Raw genomic sequence first — 19,321 nt, 5'->3', positions numbered from 1 at the left:
CCTTGGCATTTTCGGCCTTGCAAAACCCTCGCCAAATTGCAACCAACTCGGGACATGAGGCCGACCGCGTACAGTAATCTTGGCCCCAGATGCGGAACTCACCATCTGAGTTCGGTGCCGGGTGTAGTGCTTACTGATTGCCGTCGCGGAATGCCCTGGAACATACCTCCGATCCGCGCAGCAGCGGTTGTGTAGCTCGTCCGGGCAGCGGGGGCCATACGTCAGAGTGATTTGCGGTGACCTTCGCATGTTCAAGTTGCCAAGTCGCGGAATTGGCGAATCGGACATCTTCGAGTGTCACGTCCAGGGCATGCCGCTCGTCTACGCCGCGCATCAGCAGCACACCAGCGTCGCCATGCACATGACGGAGAACGATTTGCCGATAGACCGGAATCCTCGTGCCTTGAGCGCGCGGATCATATTTTGTATCGAAGGCCAGCGGCCACCGGTTGCCCCGCAGGCACACGTACTCATAAGTCACGCCCTCGACTAGACCGCCTCGACTAACATCGCTCTTGATGCGCAGGCCCGACGTCGTACCATCCAGCGTCAGATTACGCACCAATATGTCTCTGGCCCCGGAATTCACCTCGCTGCCGATCGACATGCCATGCCCCCAGCCGAAATAATTATCAATGATCGAGATATGGCTGCTTGAGCCATTGTCGCCGGCCTTGATTGCGACGTTGTCGTCACCGGTACGGATCACGCTGTGGGTGATGGTCACATCCTGACTGGCGCCAAGATCGATGCCATCGGTGTTGCGGGCATCCGCCGGCGAATCGATCGTGAGGCCCCAAAACGTGGCACCTTCAACCCGGTTCATCGCGACATGAAAATTGGCAGCGTTGCGCAAGGTGACACCAGAGAACGTGATGTCCAGCGCATGATCGACCTGGATCAAGCGTGGGGCGTTCTGATTGCCGCCCTGGGCTTGGGCGCGGCGGGCTAGCTGCCACCAGGTTTCCGCGCCGCCGCCGATCATTGCGCCGCCCTGACCATCGATGATGCCCTCTCCGTAGATGCCGCCGCCGCGCGTTTTAGAAAAGCTGATGAATGGCCGGCAACCGTCGCCCTTTTCTGCAATGCGACCACATTGTCCGAGGCCCTTGTCGTAAGCAGCAGGTTCGGGGATGGCGATCAGTGTCGCACCGCGTCCGACCCATAAGGTCACGCCCGATTTCATCTCGAGTGGACCTGAGTGAAACTCGCCGCGCCCGAGATAGACTGCAGCGCCATCGGGGCAATGTTGAATGGCGTCCTGTAGGCTAACTGTATCGTTCTTGCCGGAAGGCACAGGGCGATCGCAGACCGTCTGAGGTGCAACAGGTTCGGCGATAGTCCGGCGGTCTTGCGCTTTTGCGGCGGGGCAGACAACCATGGAGGCGAGTATGGATAATAGGGCCCAGCTGCGAAAACGCTTTGTCATTGACCTGCTCGTGCTTTGTCACGCCCACGTTTGGCGCGTGCCTTTTCTGGTATTGAGCGCTGGCTCGATCGAGCCGTCGCGCGCGTCACTGGCCCGCGCAAGATGACATTTATAAGACGCAGCAGAGGCCTGAACCTTACGATTGCGCAGCAGCACCTTGCCTATGCGCGAACAAGACGAAGCGTTGTGCGATAGTCCAAAATCCAAACAGCTTCTCAGCGTTCTCACACTGAGAGAGTGCCCAACCGGCCCCGATTTTCGGCATCAACAACTGCGCGTGAATCCGGACGCTGCGTCGGATCGACGTTTGATCGAAGAGCCGCACTACAAGAAGTGACAGGAGCGCCCACGGTCACCTGACCACCGAAGCTGCCGTTCAGCCAGCAGGGCGCACCGCAACATTTGTAGCGACACGTCGTTGGACGAACGCGGGGCGATCGGCTTTCACGGCGGCAAGATCGAGGTCGAGCGCTCGCGGGGTTAAGGAAATCGACTGTTCACCGCCGCTGACGCTAGGAGCTGTCGAAGGCGATCCGCGGCGCTCCGATTGGGCCTCGTCACTTAGCCGCTGCCAGATCGCCTCAGTGGGAGCCACGGGTGTGCACCCGACACCTCGCCGAAGCCGCAGCCCGCACGCGCCTGACCTTGACTGCTGATGAACCTCCTCGCTGTTCTTGAAGCGCCCGCAAAGCCATACCTACGTGTTTGTTCTCCTTGAACACGGTGTTAGAGAGCCGATTTCGTGCATTGTCATCACTGGCTTCGAGTGACTGGTCGCGCTCGCCGGGAAACGCGCCACCTTGTAAAGCATTTGAAGATACTTCTCAGCAGTCGCCGCGACAGTTTTTGTCGAGCACTGACGCCGCTCATCATCTCGTGAATGTAATCAAAATCCGCGCGACACATTCGGCGGCGGTTTGCGGGCGAGGCGTCGGGCAAGGCCAGCGGAACCGTTCCCGCGCGCCGCATCCAATCGCTGCTCAAAGGCGTCTTCTACCGGCTGGTTCGGCTGCTGATCGTCTGACGGCGTGCTGTACCGATGGCGGAGGTCCTGTGTTGGATATCTCGAAATTGTGCGAGTCCATGCCAGTCTCCCGTCCAGGATCACATCAGTGGGTTAGTCCGTACTCGGAGAATCTTTCGAGAAGCTGACGAGGCTACAGCCGGCTCCGGATCGCATTCGCACCGGGAACCAGGACTGGGCGGCCATGGAGGTCGGGACTTGCGGTCAAAGATCGGGAATCCGGCCACGCAAAGCCTAACCGCCGCAATCTTCATAATTTTGTGGTGCACGGATTGAAGTTCGTTTTTCCGGCTAAACCGGGTGCGATGACCCGGGGCATCCCCACCGCCTTTGCCGCCGCCCCGCTTAAAAATCTTATCAGCGCAGGAGAGTACATTTATGTCTGGCCGTATGCAAAAGGCAAAGACATGGGGCAGGCGGTAGAACCGTTGTACAAAAGCGTACCCCAGGCCATTCAAAAAGACGATCGTCTGTATGAATATCTGGCCCTTATCGATGGTGTCAGGCTTGGAAATCAAAGGGAGGCTGGGTTCGCGGCCGAGCGTCTATCGGAAAGGCTTCTCAGAAAATGACCACCGTTAAAGGCCGATTGCTTCAAATGTTGCAAACGGTCGCGCAATCTTTGGGAGATGAACTGCGCGAGCGGCTAGTATTTGTTGGCGGTTGAAATCCAAAACGCAGACGATGATGTTCGCTGCTACATTGCAGAGAAGTTCAAAGCGCTCTTAGGTCATGAGGATTTTGACCATTTCCTCGACGGGAATATCAAGGGACCTGAAGGCCGGGTCGATATTGTACGAGAGCGCTTTGTTGCCATAAGCCAGAGCGATGCTGGCGAGTGAGAGGGGAATGGAGATCAACTGGCGCAGTGAGCAAGGAAAGAGGACGCGCGATAACCGGGATTGCGGGGGAGTCGGAGTGCGCGCCGATGCCGTGTTATTTCTCCTTCTCGACGGTTCAACCTCTGGCCAAACAAGCGGTGACCTTGCCCGGCAGATTACCCGCGATGCCGTAGATTGGTACGTCGGCCACAGACGAAGCCGCAACGATAGAAAGCCTCAGCGCGCAGTTGCGCCGCACTCATCGCAGTTTATCTCCGCGGTTTGCGCTGCCGCGAGAGCTTGAGATCGCGTGCAGCTCCGGACATGGCGGTCAGCGTGAAGCGCAAGGCGTCGGCTCCAACTCGTCCACCAGTTCCAGAGGGTCCATAACGTTCCCCTGGACTTCGACATCTTGGCGCGGACCGAACCAAGCCGGGATGCGATGACCCCACGAGAGCTGGCGCGAGATGGTCCAAGCACTGCGTTTTAGAGCGTTTGTTGTCCATGTTTTCGAAGTGGCGAATACATGAATAGCCGTGGCATTGGCCTAGCGTAGTCCCCACTTTTCCTGAAAGTTGAGTCGTGCTTCAAGGGTACATGAGCAGCATCCCTGAGCGACAGCGATTAGCTTGACGAAGGAGTGACCTGCCATTGCTTTTCATCCAGCCGCAGTTAGAGTCTCGGGGTTTTTGCAGCGAGACCGAAGTTTGGACCACTCAGAACTAGAGTTTTGCGCCTCTGTGCTGCAGCGAGACCGAACTTTGGACCACCCGGAACTAGAGTTTTGCGCCTCTGATCACGTTGGCGGGCTGGTGGCGCCGACGTGATTTTGGAGCACAATCGGCGGCCGATTGCCGATCGCGCCGTGGGGGCGTTCTTCGTTATAGTATCTACGCCAAGTCTCCACTTTTTGCTGGGCGTCCGCAGCTTCTTCCAGTTGAAATAGGTCGCCTGGCTGATCCCGGCCTTGCGGCAGATCTTCGCCAGGTCCGTGACCAAACCTGTCGCCGTCAACGTGCGCGGCGGCAGCTTTCAACGGTCCCATGATCGAGGCGGAAACGCCACGGCTGCATCCGGGTCAACAGGATCATCGACGCTTCGCGATTTGGGCGGTCGTGCGTTACGTATTGAATTGTTTGCCGCAGAGTTGCGCTGGCGTTCATCGATGGACGATGAGACCGCTCGAGACTCAAGCCTCCGCTCCAGATCCGCCAATCCTGCCTTACATTCGGCGACAACCGATTGGGCGCGAAGCAGCTTGACCTTGAGCTCGTCCTGTTGCCTGAGTATTTTCTCAAGATCCGAATCGTTCTGCATTAGCTCATTGACCATCTGCAAGCACCGATGCAAGGCCGGCACCTAGCTTCAAGAATGCAGGCTCCGCATGTCGCAGATGCCCCACCCTGAGCCATGGGCTAAAGCGATGTCCAACGACCGCCCAGAGGACGCCTTTACGCTGGCGTTCTCGTTGAGAACCACCATTCGTTGCGAGCCCCTTAGAAGACAATCGGCTCCTGCCCGGCAAACCGGAGCGCGACCTGGAGATCGCAGAGTTCGCGAGGCAGGCGCACGGTTTGGAAAGCGCATCAGGGGACCTCTGCCATCGATCAAGCGGGCAAGTTTCATCTGAATACTTCGACCGGATGCTGAAGGAGCATCATAGTCACAGGTGGTTTCGTCACATCTTCAAGCAACCGGCATGCCAATGCCGATTGAGCGTTTTTATGAAGAAACGATGTCGGTTTTCCCGCAGCACGTAGTTGCAGGCGGTGTTGTTGTCGCGCTTGAAACAAACGGCGTCTTGAGCGAGACAGCCAAGGTCGCAACCACGAGCATCCGCGCACTTTCTAATGAAACTCTGGCAGGACTGGATCGAGTTCTTCCTGCTCGAGCGTCTTGGCTCCATCTTTCGCCAGGTACGCTGCCAGAGCTGCGATACCGGAGTCCGCTGGACATCGAGCGGGTACCGATTTTTTGAACGGCACTTGTCCCAAACGCTCGGCAACTTCGACGCTCATGAGGTGGGGACGGATCGGTCGATCGACGGCGCGCTCGATGGTGTGGAAGATCCAGGTGCCGTCCGGATCGATGTCCGACCAATGAAAGATCGGCGTCTGTTCGGATACCAATCCTGCGATTGTCCGCAGCGCCTGCTGGGTGGCAAGCGAGGGGTACCCGCCGACATACATGGTCGTTCCTAATCGACCTGGGTCCGCCTCGGCGATGTGCCGATTGAAGCTTGCGAAGTTTTCGATCGTCAGAACGTAGGCTGGCCGCTCCCGGAACCGGACGCGATCAGCCTCCTTGGGAGTGATTCCGAGATAATGCGGAGATATCCTGGAAAGATCGGCTCCGTCGAGGTCGATCTTGCCCGCGATCAGCAGGGGCGGCGCGAAGCGCTCCAGCCCGATCGCTCGCAGTGCCTCGCGGGGGCGGGCGCCAGGCGGAAAGTCCATCATGCCGCTCAAAAGCCGGACCACGGCCCCCTCGATGCGCTCGAGTATCTTGCTGTGCCCCACCGTACGTCGCGAGAAAGTTTTGTAGTCGACGTCCAGATGCTTGTTGTCGAGGATCGCCTGGGCGAGAACGAATGCGTGGCGCAGCGTGTCGACGTCGGACGAACCGAATCCGTGCCACGTCTTACCCCGCGCCCACACCTCTGCGATTTGAGAGCCGCTGTTCTTCAAGGACTCGTGCAGCGCCACTCCGGCTACAAGCCGGACGGCGGCATGCTCCGCGATGCGTGAGGCCGGGGTGCGGCCGAGATATCGGTATAAGATCTCCGCCGAGACCAACCGCACGTGCGCCACTTGGTCTCGGCTGGCGCCGCGCCCCCAGCGGATGGAGACCGCGCCGGCACTTTCGGCTTCCCTGATCTGTTTCAGGAAGGCGTCCGCCGCGACGACTGATGGGAAGGCGGGGTAGTCCGGGTGGGCGATCGGGCTTGCGGCCCCCGCCTCGAAGCGGTTGAGCAGGTCGTTCAGCAGGCCGAGCGCATCCGTGAAACGCCGAGCCATGGCTACTCGGCGGCCAGACGGGTGGCGAGCTCATCTTCGGACATCAGGTCCGGATCGATGGCCATGAGTTCGCGCTTGGCCTTCTCTTTGAGTTCCACCACGGTAGCCCTGGACTGCTCGCCGATCCGGTCCACCTCCACGATGGTGTCCATGTGCTCGAGCACGGCGACGCGCTTCTCGAACGGCGCGGCAATCACGAACTGCAGGCCGAGGTTTTTGTAAAAGCTCATCATCTGCCGCTGGTTCTTGCCGTCCATCTTGGAGAAGGCCTCATCGAACATGGCCAAGGCAAAACCGGCGGGCTTGCCGGCACGACGCTCCGCGCTGCCGTAGACGGCGGCCAGCGAAGCGCCGATGGCAACGTAGATAGGCACCTGCTGTTCGGCGCCAGACCCGGTGCCGCGCCGCTGCTCCCAGCGGGTCGAGCGGCCGGTGGCCACATCCTCCATGTGGATCTCGAAGGTGTAGAAGTTGCGGTAGTCCTCGAACTGGGTGAAATCCTTGTCGGGGTCCTCGAGCAGCGCCTCGAGTGCGACGATCGTATCCTTGTGCGGGAAGTCATCGGGCACGTCGCCCCGGAACAGCATATCGAGCGCCTCCGGAGAGGTTTTGGCGATCTCGATGATCTTCAGGATGGGCTGGAATTCCACCATCTGGGTGCGGTGGAATGAGTATCGCTCGTTATGGAAGGGATGTGCGTAGAGGCTACGGTTCAACGATTGCAGCTCCCGCTCCATCTTTCCGATCCGGGCCGTGAGCGCGTTGATGAACTCGCCGCGCAGCAGGGTGGACGCCTTCTCCGCCGCTTCCCGCGCCTGCCGTTCGTACTGGCGCAGCTCGTTGGATTCGATATCCGAGATGAGCTGCTCCATCCACGGCTTCACCTCCCGCAACGGCTCGCTTTCCGCGCCGACCTGCGAACTCATCCCGAACTGGTCAAAGTAATCGTAAAGAAGCTCGCGGACCCGTCGCTCGATCCGGGCGCGCTCGTTGTCGGACGCGTCCGCATCCTTCAAGGCCTTCTCGGCGATGGCCCGGTGTTTCTCCGCGGAGCCCTTTTGGGCTGCGGCATCGAGGCGGTCGCGGTAGACGGCCCTGCCTTTCGCGGTGGAGTAGAGTGGGAAGAACTTGCGGTATATCGACCGGGCGACCCTGAGGTTGAGTTCGGAGCCGGGCACGTTCTCGCCGTCTCCGAGCCTCCTCTCCGCCGACCTGACCTCGCCGTCGTGCTCGCCGAACGCCTTCTGCTGCGTCTTTCTCTCCTCCAGCCTCTTCTCCTTCAGCTTCTGCTGCGCCCTCTTTTTGTCGCGAAGCCCGCCGTCCCCCGCGCCATCGAGGGCATCGAGCCTGGCCTGAGCTTCAGCGACCTCAGTCTGCGCGGCCGCGAAAGCGGCCGCGCAAGCCCCCAGGTCATTACGTTCCTCGCAGATGTTCTTCAGAGCGGCAAAAGCCTGCTCCGCGGCATGGGCCTCCTTCCCCTTGTCGGTCAGGATCCGACCCAGCTCCTCGGCCTGATCCTGCAGGGATCGCAGAGCGTTCGCCTGGGCTGCCTTTCCGATCTTATGCTGCGAGGATTCGATCCAGCGATGGCTCCGGACGAGTCCGTCGTCGTAGAGGCCGTCCTTCATGATAGCCCGGCCGGGCCTGTTGAACTGGTCGAGCGTGTCCGCGAGACGGACATTGCCGTAGCGGCGCATGATGAAGGCCATCGCGTCCGGATCCTGGCTCCGGAAGATGGAGGGAAAAGTGCCGCCCTCCGGCTTGGCCCTGAACTGCTCGAGCTTGTTTAGGCTCACTAGCGATGCATGGCGAAACTCGCGGCGACCTTCCTTGAAGATTGACGTGGCGGCGCTGATATCCGCTCTGTCCACGAACACGGCTTCCCGGTCGCGGCCGAGGAGCGCCTCGGCGGCTCCTATCCACTCGGGTTCGGCGACGTCGATGATGTCGCAGAGCACGCGCGGCACCATTCCCCTCTGCCGCAGCCTGCGGCAAAGAAGTTCAGTGTCGTCGCCGAGATAGGCGCGCGCCCCTCCGGCGGCGTGCTGTCGGATCCGTTCGAGCACCTCGTCGCGCCGGCCTCGGAGCCCGGAAAGCTCCGCGATGATCGTTTGACGCGCTTCGTCGATCTTCGGCAGCCATTTGGCGCCGCTTGCCGCGAAGGACTTCTCGGCCGCGGTGACCTCGTCGGAGACGCCCTCGATGTCCGCCCCGGCGGTGGCCGTCACAAGACGCTCAAGCGCAGGAACGAAGTCCTCGAAACCGTCCGCGCACATCGCCCTTAGCGGCTCCAGGCGACGGATGTTCTCCATGCGAGCGTTGAAGTCCGCCGAGGCGCGGTGCGCCGCCTGCCCGGCGACATCGGCGCTCTGCTGCAGGGACTTTCTGCCGGTCTTGGCATCGTGCTCGGCGATCGCGGCCGTGAGCCGTTCGATCTCGTTGTCGACGGCCTTGACGTCGTCGTCGATGAATTCGAGTTCTTTTGCTGCGGCGTCCCGGCGCGCCATCTCGCTACGGCGCTTGGTCTTGAAGTCCAGGTTTGTCGCGCGCGCCGCGAGCCAAGTCGCGCGTTTTGCGATCCACTCCTCCCTGAACTTGGTCTCGAGCGCCTCTTCAAGGGTGCCGAGGACGCCCCGGAGCGCCCTCAGGGCTTCGAGCCTGAGGCGCATCTTTCGAATGGTTTCGCTGATGTTACGGTATGTCTGGATCGACTCGCGCAGCTCCTTGATGCCGATCGGACTGTCCTCGAGGATGTAGTTCCGCACGAACTGCGTGGCGGTCTGGTTGTGGTCGAGCGTCATCGCGTTGACGATTGATTTCTGCAGGGCGCTGGCGTTCTGCTCGCCATAGGGCGAATGCGGCAGAAGATGGCGCATGTACTCGCGGACGTAATCGCTCGCCCGGTCGCGATGATTGACGAAGTTGCCTTCGCCGACCGCCGCGACGATCCGGGCGCGCACGTCCTCCCACTGCGCCGGGAATTGCGACTTTCCTCGCTGCTCGATGAAGTCCTTGGAGCTCAAAACGGTCCCCCCGGCGACGAACAGTGCCAGCACAGTCTCCCTGCTGTCGGATTTGCGCGCCTCGAGCGCCATGCCGATCGTGACCGGTGGCCGGGCGCCTTCCGTATCTTCGAAACCGAGCGCGATGTAGGTGCGCGCCTCGTCGCGCCGGCGCTGGTCTTCGCCGAGCGTCCCAAGGCAGTAATCGACGACGCTGCGCTTCGAGCCGCTGCGCGATTTTCCGCTATCGCCGGCGACCGCGTTCAGGCGCAAGAACCGCCGGCTCCCGCCGGTGAGGACGACCTGTGCCATGTCGAGGATCGTCGATTTGCCGGACCGGTTCTCGCCCAGCACCCCGACGTGTCCTGTCACGTCGATGTCGGCGACGTCGAACAGGTGCCAGTTCACCATCGTGAGGTGTCGCAGCTCCATCATGCCTCGTCTCCTGCGGGCTGCGGAAACCGCGCCTCCTCGCTACGGACGTAGCGCTCAAGCCGTTGGAGGGCATCGCCGCCACTGATCAGCTTGATCATCGCGCGGATCCTGATCTCGCAGTCCTGCTGCTCGTCGTCAAAATCACCGATCTCGACCAAACTGCGTTGGGCGGCCTCGCGCAGGATGTCCCGGAAGCGGGCGGGCGAGATCGCGCCACCGCCGCCGTGTTGGGCCATCTCGCGGTAGCGATCGAACAGGTCGTTCAAAGTGGCCACTACGACGGCCCGGTCCTCGACTGCTCCGACGTTCACCTCCTGCTGCCAGTATGCCGCCAGCACCAGCATCACGATGGTTTCGTCGAGCTTCATCCGGGGCAGCGGCACGTCCTCGTCCATGGCGACAATGCCGGCCCACTGCGCCTCCGGATCGCGATGGACGCGGTATCCGCAACTATCGAAGAAGCCGTCGACCACGTCGCGGAAGCGGCCATCCATGATCGTGTTGTAGACTGCCCCGGTCCGGGGGTCTCCCGCGAACACGAACTGCCGCCGTAGCAGGAAGTGCAGCGCTTTGCGGAGGTCGGCTGCCTTTTCCGCGCCGAAGGAGCGCTCGACGTTTTCGAATTCACTGAGCATGAGCCGCCCTCGCCTTCCGGAGTGCGCCCGATCGCTTGACCAGGAAGTTTGCGCAACGGAGCCATTCGCTGTCGTGTGGTGGCGTGTCGGGGTACGGTTCGAGTTCGAACCCGGCCGCGACCTGCGCCGGAATCTCGCCCGTCAACGCATATCGGCGGGCGCAATCGAAGGCGAGAAAGTCGTCCACGGTATCGATTTCCATGAAGCGGGCTTCCCTGGTCGTGAAGGGCGGCACCTGGCCCTCGAGGAATCGTCTGACATCCTCGGGACGGGGCGCGATGCGAGCGATGTACTCGAGGCGGAGCTTCTTCCGCAGTTCGTACAACGGATCCGACGGCGGCTCGGAGAGCTCCCTTGCTTCGACGGGACGGCGTGGCTGCCTGGCCGTCGCCTGATGGTGCTCCGACCAGGGGGATCGCAGCGGCTCGATGCTCCATTCGATTGTCGCCTTGTGGTGTCTGCCGTCTCGCAGTAGGGCATCCAGGCGCCGCACCAGGTCGCCGGCCCGGCCGACGAGTCCCTGCCCGCCCCGCTCGGCGTACTTAATGGTGTTGCGGACGCGGGCTTCGAGCTGCCTGCGGAAGGCCTCGATCCTATCGAACATCTCCCCAATCTGATCGAAGATGCTTTCGATGGCCAGCAGGTCGTCGGCCGCGGCCATTCGACCGTCCTCGATGTCGGCTGCCATGCTGGAAGCTGTGTACTCCTCGGCGAGGACCTGCATGGTTTCCGGGGTGTAGGAGATCCTCCGCGCGAGATCGACGATGGCGTCGCGGAAGCGGTACGGATGGTTGACGGTGAGGATGGACTCGAAATCCTTCAACAGGAGCTGGTCGACGAACTCCTCGAAAAAGGCTTCCAGCCGGGTAGCGACGGTTTTCGACTCCATGACGGTCCGTCGGACGCGCTTCAGGTCGGCCAGAATCGCACGCAGGCTCTTAGTGAACTGGTCGGCCTGATTGCGCGCCTCGCGGACGGCGAGCGCGGCTTCGCGCTGCTTGCGGTCGGTGATCTCGGGCCTCAGTTTTTCGACGGCCTCCAGGTTGAGGCGGATTTGCACGATCAAGCCGCCGAATCGCTGCGAGAGATCCTTGTTGAGGCTCGCGAGCCGCTGGATCACGAGCAGCGGTCCCATAGCCATGTCCACGGTGACGCGAAGCCCGTATTCCTCCTCTTCAAGCCATCCCCAGGCGAGCAGCCGGGCGTACAATTGTCGGGCAAGACCGAGCGCCTTGTCGCCCTTCTCGGAAGCGAGCGCGACGTCGGCCTTCCGGATCCGGCGGCGTCCCGCGGAAATCATTTCCGGCAGGCTGCCGAAATCATCGCCCTCGTTCCAGAGGGCGGGGTTGACGCGCATGACGTCGTAGATGGCGTGGACCACCTGCTGCGGCGTCGGGAACGACGGGGCGCCTGAAAAGAAGCGTTCATGTAGATCGAGCAGACACGCTGCGTACAGGTGCTTGTGATCGCGCGAAAAAGCTAGAAACGCATCGTCATGCAAATGGCGGAACAAGGTCAATGACGCAGCTCCTGGGCCCGACTTCATCTTGGGTCGGCGGCGTTAAACGCACGGCCTGCCGGGCAAAATGTTGTTGAGAGTGGGTTTGGAAAATACAACCGGAAGATCAGTTCTTAGTATGTTCTAATATAGCTTTCCAGCTCAATCGCTGTCGAGACTCCAAAAGTCCGATCGAAGCTAGTGCCGGTCGTAGATCGGAACAATCCGGCCTCAAGTCATTGAATTCATTGTTGTTACCATTATGGCAAAATGGATACAAATTTGCTACCATTTTGGCAGGATGGATACAAAACCATTGTTACCACTTCGCCAAAATGGTAACAAATACCTATGAAGCAGTTTTCCAACATCGACCAAGTCATGTTCTCCGACCTGGTTCAGAAGGCGACCGACGCGGATTTCGACGAGAACTTCCCGGAAAACGGGACCTTTCTCAAACAGAAGCGAGCCAACCGCGAATACTATTACTACAAGGCCTACGAGCCCTCCGGTGGCGAGGGACCGACGAAGACGACTCTCAAATATGTCGGTCCGGCCGATGATCCCGAGATTGCCAAACGCGCGGAAGCTTTCCAGCGCACCAAGATTGGCTATCGCGCGCGACGCGAGCTGGCAGCGAAGTTGAGGCGGGCCGGCTACCCTGCCCCTCCCCACATGGAAGGTCTCGTCGTCAACGAACTCGCGCGCGCGGGACTCTTCCGGCTTCGCGCCACGCTCGTCGGTTCGATGGCCTATCAGACATACAGCGGCGTACTCGGCGTCAAGCTGCCCGACGAGCTCGTGACGACCGAGGATCTGGACATCGCGAAATTCTACGGCATCTCGATCTCGATCGATGAAAGCATGCCCGACATCGAAGAGATCCTGAAAAAGGTGGATCCGACATTTGCGCCCTCATTCTCCCCCGATGAAACCAAGCTGTTCAGCGGTTTTGCCAATGCCACCGGCTTCAAGGTCGAATTCCTTACACCAAACCGTGGCGACGAGGACTACTCCTCCAGACTGACGCAGATGCCTTCATTGGGACCGTCTGTAGGTGCGCAGGTGTTGCGGTTCCTAGACTACCTGATCCATGAGCCCATCCGCTCTGTGGTCTTGCACGACGCCGGAGTGCCGGTCCTTGTACCGGCCCCGGAGCGCTACGCCGTCCACAAACTGATCATCGCGACCAAACGGAATGTGTTCTTTGCGGATAAGGCCAAAAAGGACATCAACCAGGCTGGCGCGCTCATTCAAGCATTCAATGCCGTCAAACGTAGCAGCGACCTAGGCTTTGGGTGGATCGAAGCTTGGGAACGCGGAGCCAGATGGCGACGACGGCTTGGTGTTGGCGCCCTGCGTCTTTCGGACGACACTTTCGACATGCTCGCGAAGGGCGTAGCCGAAGCGGCCAAACTCGACGGCAAGCCGGCAGAGGAGTACGGGCTTACGGGAGGCAAGGAAGGTCTTCTGGCGCGCGTTTCAATTGCGAAGCCGACGGCGTCGCCAACGCCGTGATGCCAATTCGGTCGACGAGGCTCTCTCGCCCATCATCGGCGACGGGCGCGCCGGTGCTGCTGCTGATCATCGGCGGCGTCGGCATGCCGAATCACGTGATTGGCTCGCTGATCATCTCGCTGCCGATGCAGCTGACCATGCCGGTGATGTGCATCATGCCGTTCGATCAGCTCGGTCTTGCCGCCGACGCGCTCGAGGCTCAGCACGAAGTAGAGCTGGATCGGAACGTGCTGGCCTGTTTGATGGCCGGTCTGCTTCTTGTCCTCGACCGTGACCGGTTTTTCGATGACGAACGGACTGACGGGCTTGTCGGGGCCACCGCCATGACCTCCGCCCTGGCCCGGATTGCCGCCCGGGTGTCTTTTTCAAAGTCGCTTTCGGCGCGGCCAGCCCCTTGACCCAGGTCTCGTCCATCCTGCGCGAAGATCCCAATCTCAACGAGGACGCCGCTGCGGCGTTGGACGACCTGATCAAGGCGACGTACGCCCGACTGGCAGATACGAGCAGGGGCCCGTGATGGTTTTTTAATAATTTCAATAAGGTTGTGGGAAATCGCGGGGCTTCATACGCAATTGCGTATTATGCACAGATATACGCGGGCGCGTATAATCAGCTGATATTCGCGATCGCGTATATTGACGATATATACGCATTCGCGTATGGTAACTTATGGATACGATTGCCCGCACTCCCCAACAAGTTGGCGCCGGGATCAGGCGCTACCGGCGGCAGAAGAAGCTCACCCAGGCTGGCCTCGGTGAGAAGATGCATGCGCGTCAAGCGACGGTCTCGAAGCTGGAAGCCGGTGTAGCTGCAACGCGGCTGCGCACCTTGATGGATGCGCTGGCCGCGCTCGACCTCGAGTTGGTCATCCGGCCGCGGACCAAATTGACGGCTGAAGCGATTGAGGATCTGTTCTGATGGCGCGTCGTCCTGCCCGCGCGCCGCTTAACGTGTATCTCAACGCACGGCTGGTCGGGCAGCTGCGGCGCGAGAGCAGCGGCGCAATCGATTTCCAGTATGACAAGCAGTGGCTCGCGTGGGAAAATGCCATCCCGGTTTCGGTGTCGCTGCCATTACGGGAGGATCGTTATATCGGCGATCCCGTCGTCGCTGTTTTTGACAATCTTCTGCCCGATAATGACGACATCCGTCGACGCGTCGCCGAACGCGCGCATGCTGATGGTGCCGACGCTTACAGCCTGCTCTCCGCAATCGGCCGCGATTGCATCGGCGCGCTGCAATTCCTTCCCGACGGGACCGCACCCGGGGGCGCCGGCGCCATTGATGGCCGCGCCGCTAGCGATCAGGAGGTCGCCGCCATTCTCGGCAATCTTGCCAGCAATCCGCTCGGCATCGGCGCCGACCAGGACTTCCGCATTTCTCTCGCGGGCGCGCAGGAAAAGACAGCGCTGCTTTACTGGAAAGACAGGTGGCACGTGCCTCATGGCACGACCGCAACTACGCACATTATCAAGCCGCAGATCGGGAAGTTGCCGAACGGAATCGACCTGACCGGCAGCGTTGAAAACGAGCATCTGTGCCTTGAGCTGGTTGCGGCACTCGGCTTGCCCGTCGCCAAATCAAGCATCATCGATTTCGCCGGGCGCCGCGTGCTCGCAGTTGAACGGTTCGATCGCATCTGGACGCGCGACGGCCGCCTGTTGCGGCTGCCGCAGGAAGACTGCTGCCAGGCGCTGTCCGTTCCGCCCGCGCGCAAGTATGAATCCGGGCGGACCCGGCATCCATAAAATCTCGGATTTCCTCAAGGGCAGCGATACGCCTGAGGACGACCAGGCCATTTTCTTCAAGGCGCAGATCGTGTTCTGGCTGCTCGCCACCACCGATGGCCACGCGAAGAATTTTAGCATTCATTTGGCGCCGGGCGGACGTTTTCATCTTACCCCGCTTTACGACATCATTTCGACCCAACCGAGCTTGGACGCTGGACAGATCAGTCAAAACCAAATGAAGCTGGCCATGGCGATCGGCAGCAACCGGCATTACGTCGTCCACACGGTTCTCGGCCGACATTTCGTGCAGACTGCGAAAACCTGCGGTCTCCCCGACAAAACAGTCAAGGTTGTCATCCAGCAGCTCGGCGATACAGCCGCAAAAGCCATAGATCAGGTGCTGAACGCGCTTCCAAAAGGATTTCCGGAGAAGATGGCGATATCGATTACTGATGGCGCGAAGCGCCGTGTGAATTCGCTGGCTGCCTAGCCGGGCTGACTGCCCACAGCCAAACCAAGCGGAACGATCAAGGCAACAGAGATCAGAAATCCGCTCAACGCGTGCAGCAAGCTCGCGGACACGTCATAGAGTTCGCCGGCTTGCGCAAGCTGCCAGCCGGCTACGATGACCTCCGTGAACGGTGGCAGGAAGACCTGATCGACCAATCCAAACCTGGAAGCTGCCTATCAGAGGAGCAGCAGCGCGATCAGAAACAGGGAGCGTTGCCCGAAAGCAGCCAACCAGCGGCTCAAGAAACGGGCCCGGTTCAAGAACGGCGATTGCCGCTCTCCTTCGACGGCGAGCGGCCCGCGCAGTCCGTATGCAAGCTCCAACAGCGACTGCGTTTCCAACTAGACATGAGCGACGTTCTTCACTTCACGCTCCACGCGCTGAGGCCGCCCGTCAACTGCCCCCTTGAGCCTCTTCCGTTCACGCCGAGGTCATGGAGTGAAGGGCTTAAAACCTATCGCCAGCCAAAACACAAACTTCAGTTCGATGCGCTTCCGCCATTCCGTCGACTCGCACATCAGGAGGGCGACCGCAATCCGCGTCACGTGACCGACACCGACCATTTCGCCAGCCGCTTCAAGCTGGTGATCGACAGGTCGAGCGAGATGACAAGGGGATATATTCTATCTTTCGAGAACGCAGAGGCGAAGCGCGGGTGCCGCGCAATCTGCGGAAATCTGCGATTGCCTTCCCTAAGGAGCGGATGTGAACTTTAGAGGCCCGCTCCGCAGTATATCTACGGCATCGTTACTGTGGTGAAGAAGCAACCTTAAGCTTGGTTCCGCGAGCGACAACTCACTTCAGACTTCACAAATGTCGATGAGCGAGTCATTTTTGGCCCAGCATCGAGATGCGCCAGAGGCTTGCCGGAAGGCAACTATTTGACAAGCGTCTGACGGCGCCAGCTCTCGACAGCCTTATCGAGCGTCGCCGCAGCCGCTGGGTCGGCCCAACGATCCCAGAACTGGATCGTGCCGCTAAGCGGTTCGTTTATCGGTTTGGCAATGCGGATACGCGTGGGCAGTAGAATCGCATCGCCAACGACGAGTGCTTCGCCCGTGTCGAGGACCGGAAGCAGGTCGCCGAAGCCGCCGAGGCTGTCGGGCAGCAGCCGCCGCACGACGGCTTGGTCGTCACCGTTGGTTAGCCGCATCGCGATGAGATTGTTGCACTGGCTGGCGACCGTGCGGTTCACTTCGGCGGGGCGTTGGCTGATCACCACCAGCCCGACGCCATATTTCCGCCCCTCCTTGGCGATGCGCTCGAAGGTAGCGATCGCATTCTCCGCGGCGCCCGAAGTCGGATCCTGTGGAATATAAAGATGTGCCTCGTCACAGAACAGGGCCACCGGATGGCGAAGCCCCTGCGCGCTCCACTGCTGCACGTGGAAGGCCATGCGCGCGACCATGCCGACGATCAGCGGCAAAATGTCGGAGGGAACTTCGGAGAAGTCGATGATCTTGACGCCACCGTGGCCGCCTTTGGCCGCCCTGCCACCGAGCAGCAGCTCAACTGCGCGATCGAGCCAATCATAGCTGTCCGCCACGCCGGACGCAGGGAATAGGAAGCCGAGGCGCCGATCGGTGCGTTTGCCCTCGAGGCGCTGGATTAGCCTGCTGAGCTTGCCGTGGAAATCGCCCTGCTTCTCCCCCGTCCTGGCTCCCGGTACCATCTCTGTGTTGAGCCGGTTGAGCTCGCCGAGCACGGTTTCCATCCTGAAAGGCACTGGACTGTCGATCGTGAAGTTGGCGAGCACCTCGACATGACCGCCGGCTTCCAGGAAGCCCGTCTTGGCGTCCACGACGGTACGCGACATGATCATGGCCTGGTTTGGGGCGTTCTGATCGGAGCGGTCAACAAACATCGAGACAAGCGCCTCGTAGCTCATAAGCCAATAGGGCAAATGCAGCACACCATCGTTCAGCCCCTTCCCCGCTTCGATGTCGCTTGGGCCCGCGACACGAAGATGGACGAAACCGTCGCCAGCCATGGACGCATATTCTCCGTGCATGTCGAACACGATGGCATTGGCGCTGTCGAGCTCAGCGATTTGCTCGAGCAGGCGAGCGGTCGTCCACGACTTGCCCGAGCCGGTGCTGCCCACGATGAGCGCATGACGCTGGAACAACCGATTGCCATTGACGAACGCCTGAGCGTTGGGATCGAGCGTATAGGCGCCAAGCGACAGGCGCTGCGCGCCGCCGGTCACCTCCGAAATCACGCCCATGAATCGCGTAAGGCACTCGCCTTCGAGAGCGAAGCAGCAGGCATCGATCTCCGGGACGGTCTCAAGCGTCCGGCGGAAGACATTGGCGCGCGGTCCGTCCCGATCGAGCAGCGTGCCGATCAACATAATCCGCACCAGATTGACTTCGGGATGCGCGGCCTCGCCTAGCTCGACATCGGCGATCTTCGCTTCACCGAGCGCGGTACGGATGATCTTTTGGATCACGCCAATCAACTTGTGGCCGGCAAGGCTGCTCTGGAGCGCAACCAGCCGGTTCACCTGCAGCGCCCGCAGCGCCTCGACATCATCGACGTGGACGATTACCGTGGTCGTGTCGACCGATTGGACGCGGCCAAGCGCTTCTTCGTCCGCAAAATTCAGAATGCTCACGCGGAAACTCCTGTCATCTCATTGAGGAAGCGGTCGAGTCGCCAGATCGGTTGATCTACGTCAAACCCGTTGGGCACGTCGTGCATGTAGGCGCGCGCGCCTATCGTCCCCTCCTCGATCGCGAGATAGCGCCGGCAGCGTCCGCCGCCGAGGAAGGTCCGGGCGGACGTGGTCAGCTCTTTGGTAATCACGACGAGCGGGACGGAATCGCGGTCGCAACGCTCGATCAGCTTGGTCTGAAGGTGCTCGTCGTTGAAGCCATAACCAACGCAGAAATAGGCGCGGGCGTTCTCGAGCGCGGCATCGCTGCGGCCTAGGATCGTTCGGAACGGCTCGCCATGTGTCAGCCGGTATTTGTCGATGCCCGGCGTGATCATCAGCGGCGAGTATCCGGCCGGCACGTCGGGCATTCCGCGGACGCCGATGATTTGGCCGGCGGAATCCTGGAACCAGTCGAGAGAGCCATGCACTTTCCAGATGGCAACGGTACGGGTCGCTTGCTGATTGACGAAAATGCGCGTGTTGGGATTGCGGGCGAGCGATTGCAGATAACCGTAGTTGAAGCCGGTGAACGTGCTTACATCGGCGGCGTCCGCGGCATATTCGGCAAGCCGGTCATAGTTTGGCGTGACGACATTAACGGTCTTGTGCGTGCTGTCGAAGAGATGGAGGTACAGCCGCGAGAGCGGCGGCAGCGCGCGCCGGTCGGCCAGCAGCGTCTTGAGAACGCCAAGATCGTGCGGCAGCAAGAAAGCGCGGGTTTCGGCGGCGATGAACTGGGTCTGGCGTTCCGTCGGGCGCACGGCCTGGAGGGCGCTTTCGAGATCATCGCCGGCCGCAAGCTGCGCGACGAACTTATCCCATTCGCTCCTCTCGTCTGCTGTCCAGCTCGTGGGCGGCTTGACAGCGGAAAGCTGCAACGCCAAGGCGCCCATGCCGGGCACACCGTGCGCAGCCGAGGCGCCGCTGCCCAGAATGATCACCGGTGCGGCGCTGAGCGCCGCCTGCGCGAATTCCTGCGCTATCTCCGGCGCGCTCTTGGCCGCCATACAGCCCCTTCCCGGCCAACGCCGACTGTATC

The 19,321-nt window shown here is 60.8% G+C and carries 12 protein-coding genes and 3 pseudogenes; 7 read left to right on the top strand and 8 right to left on the bottom strand.

The window, feature by feature from the left end; all coding sequences use genetic code 11:
• Positions 1 to 130: 130 nt before the first annotated feature.
• Positions 131 to 1,429 (bottom strand): glycosyl hydrolase family 28 protein, encoded by a 1,299-nt coding sequence (locus I6F09_RS24295; RefSeq protein WP_225189217.1) that lies wholly within the window; start codon positions 1,427 to 1,429, stop codon positions 131 to 133.
• Positions 1,430 to 2,644: 1,215 nt separating this feature from the next.
• On the opposite strand from I6F09_RS24295, the pseudogene I6F09_RS24290 reads away from it, so the two are divergent.
• Positions 2,645 to 3,025, top strand: a pseudogene (locus I6F09_RS24290) (hypothetical protein); the annotation flags it as partial.
• Between the two features lie 84 nt (positions 3,026 to 3,109).
• Positions 3,110 to 3,295, top strand: coding sequence for a hypothetical protein (locus I6F09_RS24285; protein WP_225129740.1), 186 nt, complete (start codon positions 3,110 to 3,112; stop codon positions 3,293 to 3,295).
• A 775-nt stretch (positions 3,296 to 4,070) separates the two neighbouring features.
• Here I6F09_RS24285 and I6F09_RS24275 read toward each other — a convergent pair.
• The 5 genes and pseudogenes from I6F09_RS24275 to I6F09_RS24255 all read right to left on the bottom strand — a co-directional run.
• Positions 4,071 to 4,196, bottom strand: a pseudogene (locus tag I6F09_RS24275) (integrase core domain-containing protein); the annotation flags it as partial.
• 925 nt (positions 4,197 to 5,121) lie between these two features.
• Positions 5,122 to 6,291 (bottom strand): Wadjet anti-phage system protein JetD domain-containing protein, encoded by a 1,170-nt coding sequence (locus I6F09_RS24270; RefSeq protein WP_225189216.1) that lies wholly within the window; start codon positions 6,289 to 6,291, stop codon positions 5,122 to 5,124.
• 2 nt (positions 6,292 to 6,293) lie between these two features.
• Positions 6,294 to 9,728, bottom strand: a complete 3,435-nt coding sequence (locus I6F09_RS24265; RefSeq protein ID WP_225189215.1) for an SbcC/MukB-like Walker B domain-containing protein — start codon at positions 9,726 to 9,728, stop codon at positions 6,294 to 6,296.
• A complete protein-coding gene (locus tag I6F09_RS24260) occupies positions 9,725 to 10,363 on the bottom strand; it encodes a DUF4194 domain-containing protein (RefSeq protein ID WP_225189214.1) in 639 nt (212 codons plus the stop codon). Before I6F09_RS24260 ends, I6F09_RS24265 begins: the two co-directional genes overlap by 4 nt.
• Entirely contained in the window at positions 10,353 to 11,882 is a 1,530-nt protein-coding gene (locus I6F09_RS24255) for a Wadjet anti-phage system protein JetA family protein (RefSeq protein WP_225189213.1), read from the bottom strand. The genes I6F09_RS24260 and I6F09_RS24255 overlap by 11 nt, the downstream gene beginning before the upstream one ends.
• Positions 11,883 to 12,212: 330 nt before the next feature.
• On the opposite strand from I6F09_RS24255, the gene I6F09_RS24250 reads away from it, so the two are divergent.
• The 5 genes and pseudogenes from I6F09_RS24250 to I6F09_RS24230 all read left to right on the top strand — a co-directional run bounded on the left by I6F09_RS24250 (position 12,213) and on the right by I6F09_RS24230 (position 16,339).
• On the top strand, positions 12,213 to 13,379 hold the full coding sequence (locus I6F09_RS24250) for a GSU2403 family nucleotidyltransferase fold protein (protein WP_225129747.1): 1,167 nt from the start codon (positions 12,213 to 12,215) through the stop codon (positions 13,377 to 13,379).
• Between the two features lie 53 nt (positions 13,380 to 13,432).
• Entirely contained in the window at positions 13,433 to 13,777 is a 345-nt protein-coding gene (locus I6F09_RS24245; RefSeq protein WP_225145479.1) for a hypothetical protein, read from the top strand.
• A 271-nt stretch (positions 13,778 to 14,048) separates the two neighbouring features.
• Positions 14,049 to 14,300 carry a helix-turn-helix transcriptional regulator gene (locus I6F09_RS24240; protein WP_225189212.1) on the top strand — a complete coding sequence of 84 codons (252 nt, stop codon included), beginning with the start codon at positions 14,049 to 14,051 and terminating at the stop codon, positions 14,298 to 14,300.
• Positions 14,300 to 15,602 (top strand): annotated as a pseudogene (locus I6F09_RS24235) (type II toxin-antitoxin system HipA family toxin). The gene I6F09_RS24240 and the pseudogene I6F09_RS24235 overlap by 1 nt, the downstream one beginning before the upstream one ends.
• A 110-nt stretch (positions 15,603 to 15,712) precedes the next feature.
• Positions 15,713 to 16,339, top strand: a complete 627-nt coding sequence (locus I6F09_RS24230; protein ID WP_225189211.1) for a hypothetical protein — start codon at positions 15,713 to 15,715, stop codon at positions 16,337 to 16,339.
• A gap of 161 nt (positions 16,340 to 16,500) precedes the next feature.
• Here I6F09_RS24230 and I6F09_RS24225 read toward each other — a convergent pair whose 3' ends face one another.
• Positions 16,501 to 18,240, bottom strand: a complete 1,740-nt coding sequence (locus tag I6F09_RS24225; protein WP_225189210.1) for an ATP-binding protein — start codon at positions 18,238 to 18,240, stop codon at positions 16,501 to 16,503.
• Entirely contained in the window at positions 18,237 to 19,289 is a 1,053-nt protein-coding gene (locus tag I6F09_RS24220; RefSeq protein ID WP_225189209.1) for an SIR2 family protein, read from the bottom strand. The genes I6F09_RS24225 and I6F09_RS24220 overlap by 4 nt, the downstream gene beginning before the upstream one ends.
• Positions 19,290 to 19,321: the final 32 nt, after the last annotated feature.

Origin of the sequence: Bradyrhizobium sp. IC3195, assembly GCF_020193585.1 — a bacterium.
In the GTDB taxonomy this organism is placed as follows: Bacteria; Pseudomonadota; Alphaproteobacteria; order Rhizobiales; family Xanthobacteraceae; genus Bradyrhizobium; species Bradyrhizobium yuanmingense.
The sequence above is the reverse complement of the archived record's forward strand: the minus strand, read 5'-3'. Positions and strand labels throughout refer to the sequence as shown.